Source organism: Vibrio sp. 1562, assembly GCF_033340155.1.
Taxonomy (GTDB): domain Bacteria; phylum Pseudomonadota; class Gammaproteobacteria; order Enterobacterales; family Vibrionaceae; genus Vibrio; species Vibrio alginolyticus.
Map to the genome: position 1 here is coordinate 1 of NZ_JAWOVY010000058.1, position 4,941 is coordinate 4,941.

A 4,941-nucleotide genomic window follows, 5' to 3' on the forward strand; every position below is an offset into this window, starting at 1 on the left:
GCTACGATGATTAACTGATGTAACCGATCAGATCGTAACTTCCTGATTTAGTTCCATCGAATTACGCAACAAAGCCCTGCCGTTATCGAAGGATTTCAACATTAACTCGAAGCGTTCAACAAGGTTCTTAGGTTCTTTTTTCTTCTTTCGTGGCGTTAATGCTCGTTCCAGCCATTTTAAAATAAATGGTACACGCTCCTTTTCTCCTTTCTCTTTATATGAATACAAACCAACATCTAACAAAAAAATTGTATCTGTCTTTGAATTCTTGAGATAGGTTTGAAAGCGCATCTTACTCACTGCAACACCTCCACCAACAGGCACTAGTACTGGGGACTGTACAAGGTGTAGGTTTGGGTGTTCTTCCAAAACTGTATTTAAATCTTGCTTATACTGAGGCAACCATTGATCAACAATATTTCTTAACTTTTCTTGCTTAACTGGTTCGAGTTTTGAGTATAGAAGTTCATATTTGTTGTTTAAGTCTTCCATTAGTTCACCTCTTATTTGTTCAATAATGAAAAGTTAAAACGTTTACGGCTCTTTCTGATTGCTTTGATTCGGTATTTCTTCACGTTATTATCCTTATAGTTATTTCTGCCCCAAATTACGTGCGTGAGTGTGTCTACAAGCGTTTCAGCACGTATAGATAGGGCAATATATTAGGTTTTATTTAGATAGGTTCTGAGGGTGTTACAGAGGGTTGTATTGGGCTGCTGTTACTTATCTTTCAATGGGAATTTCTGATAGATTTCATAAACTTCACGTTCAAGTTCTGCTGCCAATAGTGAGAATTGTTCCATCAACACCGGATATTTTCTTAAATCTGATAGTTCAATCAGTTTGCTTGCAGCATCGGGGTAATCACGTAGGATAATAACAAACTCATCTACTGTAATTGGGTCATAAGCAAAACCACCATGTTCAATCCTTTTGTATGGGATCTTGATATCGTTCATATCGATCCATTCATCAAGGTATAAGTATATGCTCTCCTGAACTTCTTCATTGAGTTCGAGTTCACACCAGCTTAATGATTCAGGTGTTGAGCTTTTTAAGATATCAAGGGCAATATCTCGATCTTGAGTTATGAACAGCGTTTCCGCTTCTTCTGGTTTTAAAAGAATAAAAGTGTCATTAGTTTTCATATTATTGTTTCCTCTTGTGTTGTGTCGGGTACACATTCAAAAGCTCGTGAGAATGCCTACATTGTGCTTTTGAGCATGTATCTATTGTTTTATGTTGTGGGTTGCGGTGGGTCTAGTTGTCAGCGTTGCACTGACGAAGTTCTAAAAGGGAAGGGATGTACAATCAGGATTAAAGCAAGCATCATCACGACTGTAGGTGTTACAACTACTGCAGCAATGACAACTATCTAGCATTTCCTTGTTTACTGTCCGTATTAGCTCAGCATCCCAATTACTGAACTGCGGTTTAAGTTTTCCATTTCGTTCAAACGGCTGTAGATTCTCATCAAGTAATAGGTTTTCGAGTTCTTCCTCATGTGCTCGACTCAAATCATCACGGTAGGCTATATCCGGTATAGTTTCGAATTCCGGTTGTAATTGCTCCGTAGGTTTGAACACATATCGGTCTACAGTTTCAAAAACCTTCGCTTGATACGTAATCCCTTGATCGTGTAAGGACACTTTGATTTTGCACAAGTCTGTTTTGGTTAAAACTTTCTTCCAAGCTTTTTCCATTACTTCGATCAGTTCTTCTCTGTATTGAGCCTCAACACAAAATGAATCATGGTAAGGTAAGCAAATCACACCTTTCTTTGTGAAGTGGTCGATCACACGGATAGCAATTTCTGAATCAATGGTTTGTAACTTGACACCAAGATCACTACAAAATAAGTGTGCAATAGGAGAGTGCATACGCTTGATCTCATCCATCAGACCAAGAATGTTAAGATTATGAATACTGTTATATTCGGTTTTTTTCAGCTTGTTGTAGTTTGCTTGGATAGCTGCTCTTGCATCACCATCATTTTTAGCGTTGAACATCATGTTTACTGACATTTTGGTAAGCTGACGAAGTTGGTCAGCGTCATAACCATCATTGATAAAATCAGTAAACTGAAGGGCGTACATGTCTAGTTCTGGGTTGTAGTATTCACCAGATTTTATATAGGCCGCCGAAATATGGATTCCTGAATAATCCGCCTCTACCGTGTCATTGTATTTGATACGTAATGTCTGACGACCTAAGTTTAGCTCTTTGTGCTTGTTAAGCTTACCGCTTGGTTCACACTGGAATGACCCACCATAAATACGCATTCCCATATCTCGATCCCAAGAGTTGATATCTTCTTCAATATCAATCAAACCAACGGCTTGAAATTGAGGTTGCCAAGCAAACCCATTCATTGTGATCGGTTGTTCCATACACAACTTGTTTAGATTGGTGATAGCACGTTTATAAATCTTAGAATTGGTAAAGCTGATCTCATCATTTACGGCGACAACGGTCTTAACATCTATCTTATTTTGTTTGCGTAGACGTAGTTCAAACCAGTTGTGTTGAGGTTTCACCGCTTTGAGATAAACACCATCGAACAGTTTTAAAAACTTCTCAGTGAATACCAGTACACTTGAATGGCTTCTATCATGGTCTTTCTGATACTTTGCCCCTTTAATCTTTACCATGTATCCATTGGTCACTAGTCGATTTACAAACTCAATCGTATGTTCGTAACTGATCACGTTAGTATCCATTCGGTTTTGAATACTGTTCAGTGTGTTGTAATAGTTTTTATTGAACGGGAACTTGATTGCTGTGTATCCATTCTTAATAGCTAACGCACCAATGTAAGTAATCATCTGAGCTTGCAGATCATAAAGAGGTAGAGGGTTTTTATTCTTATCTCTTCGAACTGTAGAAAATTCAGGGGAGAGAGATTGAATCAGTTGGTTATAAACGGGTTGTGTTGCTTTGTTGGTGTACGGTTGCAAGTTCGCTTGATAGCTGTTGGCTCGAATAAAGCTTTGGTCTTTAAACTTAAAGTAGGGTATTGGTAAATCAGGATCGTACTTAGTGACAATCTCCTGAAATTGGCTGTGTATCATTATTATTGTGCTCCATGAGATCGGATAAGATAGTTTTGTAATGGTTCTCGACAAATCGCTTAATGCTCGTATTGTTCTGCTCCGCTAACTGGAGTAAGAAAGCAAACTGGTCTGCATTAAAGTCGTGCTTTATATACATTTGATGTTTCCTTTGTTTTGTCGTTGGAATGTAGGTTCTATCTGGGTTGTGACTGAAAAAGCCCCCAGAAATTTTATAAACAAAATCCGTTACTCAACACATAAGCCAGGTGTTGGCAGTGGTTGAAATGCTTGGTGAACTGTTGTTTATAGGTATCAGGCAGAAACTTATTAATCTGCTTAGGGTTGCCACCTGTGAGCATCAATTGCTCTAGGAACATGTCTTTGTTTTTGTGGGCTGAGTAAGACTCAACAATCCGTTGAATATCGGTTTTAGTACATTGCATTATTCCCCCTCTCCAATATTATTATTAAATTCTTCAATCAACCTAAACATATACACAGCCAACCCATAATGAATAGCCTCACTGAATTTACCTTCTTTATTTCGAACAGCCTTTCGTTGACTCACATTAGCTGGTGTTGTCTTTCCATTCATTAAGCGTCGTAGTTGCAATTGTGTGATGAGTGGGAGCGTGTTTAACTTAATTTCATCTGGTAGTGTGTATGTCATATTAAAAATCCTTATATTGCAGATACGAGAAAACCACCAACGTGTGGTTCTGAACAAGTTCAGCACGTAGTGTATAAATTAGATTGTGAGGTGGTAAGGTGATCGGGGACGATCTGGATGTTAGAGTAGTAAACTGAATTACTATTCTTATATAATAACACTAAATGAGAATGGTTGTCAACAACTATTTGTGACCAATGTCGCTTTTTAAGTTGTTCAAGTTGACTTTTATCTCTATCTATACTTACCAATCTACCATCTAAAAATAGTTTGTCAAGCGAGGGTGGGTAAGCTATTGATTTCAAAGTAATCGTTAAGAGTAAGACGATTCACCTTATTCTGCAAATACTCATGTACTTTCAATGTCATTTCTTCAATAGACATCTCACCGGAATCAATTTTCTCCTCACCAGCGATATACATCCCATCTTGACGAATTTTTGGTAACACTTCTTCACATACCCAATCTTGGAATTTTTCAGCACTAGGTAATGTAGATTTCATTACAAGGCGATACACATCTGACTCAGGAATCCACGACTGTTTAGCAATAATCTCTCCATGTGAGTAACCACTATCAGTAAGAGCCTTGTATGGTGTTACTTGTCCTGTTTCAGGATGTACTGATTTTTGGTAATCTAGTTTAGAAATCTTTGCAATATTTTTACAATGGTCTTGAACAGCCTTTGCTGGACGTTCATAACAAAGTATTGTTGCGATATCCCCTCCTTTAAAGTAAGGAACAACCTTCCCCTTATGATTCTCCCACATAATAGTTTCAATGTTCATACCATCGTAATCAAAAATCTGCATTTCTTTGTTCATGTATTATTTCTCCTTATTTAATTTCAATAATCTCACAGTTGTTTGTTAGGGATGATCTATGATTAATACTTATCCAATTACTTAATACTTACTTACTTAACTAAGACACTTATATAGAGTCTAGTCATAGTCTCATATGTATTAATATACCTAGCTTTTCAGTCTCAGAAGTCCCCCATTTTTTTTGTGAGGTTATGATTTCGTACTATTACTTACAGCTAATCAACTATTAACACTAATGTTATTAATCTCTCTCTCTCTCTCATCCAATAATAATAATACTTCTAATTACTAATACACTTATATAGAGTCTAACTGGCTTTGTTGCGTAATTCGGACAGAAAACCAAGTCGTCCGAAATTGAATAATTATTAAACAATATACTGAGTTTCA

At 37.1% G+C, this 4,941-nt stretch carries 7 protein-coding genes; all 7 read right to left on the reverse strand.

Annotated features, from left to right (window positions below; genetic code table 11):
• Positions 1–27: 27 nt before the first annotated feature.
• Complete coding sequence (locus R7Z49_RS22970) at positions 28–492, reverse strand: hypothetical protein (RefSeq protein WP_318112084.1); 465 nt, start codon at positions 490–492, stop codon at positions 28–30.
• Positions 493–719: 227 nt separating this feature from the next.
• Positions 720–1,148, reverse strand: coding sequence for a hypothetical protein (locus R7Z49_RS22975; protein WP_140099316.1), 429 nt, complete (start codon positions 1,146–1,148; stop codon positions 720–722).
• A 141-nt stretch (positions 1,149–1,289) separates the two neighbouring features.
• Positions 1,290–3,071 carry a hypothetical protein gene (locus R7Z49_RS22980; RefSeq protein ID WP_258483007.1) on the reverse strand — a complete coding sequence of 594 codons (1,782 nt, stop codon included), beginning with the start codon at positions 3,069–3,071 and terminating at the stop codon, positions 1,290–1,292.
• A complete protein-coding gene (locus R7Z49_RS22985) occupies positions 3,037–3,210 on the reverse strand; it encodes a hypothetical protein (RefSeq protein ID WP_161939210.1) in 174 nt (57 codons plus the stop codon). The genes R7Z49_RS22980 and R7Z49_RS22985 overlap by 35 nt, the downstream gene beginning before the upstream one ends.
• A 73-nt stretch (positions 3,211–3,283) precedes the next feature.
• Positions 3,284–3,496, reverse strand: coding sequence for a hypothetical protein (locus R7Z49_RS22990; RefSeq protein WP_258483003.1), 213 nt, complete (start codon positions 3,494–3,496; stop codon positions 3,284–3,286).
• Positions 3,496–3,723 carry a hypothetical protein gene (locus tag R7Z49_RS22995; RefSeq protein ID WP_258483001.1) on the reverse strand — a complete coding sequence of 76 codons (228 nt, stop codon included), beginning with the start codon at positions 3,721–3,723 and terminating at the stop codon, positions 3,496–3,498. The genes R7Z49_RS22990 and R7Z49_RS22995 overlap by 1 nt, the downstream gene beginning before the upstream one ends.
• A gap of 273 nt (positions 3,724–3,996) precedes the next feature.
• Entirely contained in the window at positions 3,997–4,548 is a 552-nt protein-coding gene (locus R7Z49_RS23000) for a Bro-N domain-containing protein (protein WP_318112086.1), read from the reverse strand.
• Between the last annotated feature and the right edge of the window lie 393 nt (positions 4,549–4,941).